Consider the following 464-nt stretch of genomic DNA (forward strand, 5'->3'; position numbering starts at 1 on the left):
CCGAAACAGCGGTTTTTGCTATAATGCGCAGTTTAATGCAACCGCAATACCACTGCTAAAGGATAAGAAAATGGGCTTTTTGCAAGGCAAAAAAATTCTGATTACCTGCATGATCTCTGAGCGTTCCATCGCTTACGGCATCGCCAAAGCCTGCCGCGAACAAGGCGCGGAATTGGCATTCACCTACGTTGTCGACAAACTGGAAGAGCGCGTCCGTAAAATGGCGGCCAAACTCGGCTCCGAACTCGTGTTCCGCTGCGACGTTGCCAGCGACGACGAAATCAACCAAGTGTTCGTTGACTTGGGCAAACATTTGGACGGCTTGGACGGCCTCGTCCACTCCAGCGGCTTCGCCCCCAAAGAAGCATTGAGCGGCGACTTCCTCGACAGCATCAGCCGTGAAGCGTTCAACACCGCTCACGAAATCTCCGCATACAGCCTACCTGCGCTGGCCAAAGCCGCCC

At 54.1% G+C, this 464-nt stretch carries 1 protein-coding gene; it reads left to right on the top strand.

The window, feature by feature from the left end:
* Positions 1 to 70: 70 nt before the first annotated feature.
* On the top strand, positions 71 to 464 hold a 394-nt coding region (locus ACTHTS_RS11140; RefSeq protein WP_440370074.1), incomplete at its 3' end, for an SDR family oxidoreductase.

The organism is Neisseria sp. P0019.S003 (genome assembly GCF_051957115.1).
In the GTDB taxonomy this organism is placed as follows: Bacteria; Pseudomonadota; Gammaproteobacteria; order Burkholderiales; family Neisseriaceae; genus Neisseria; species Neisseria flavescens_D.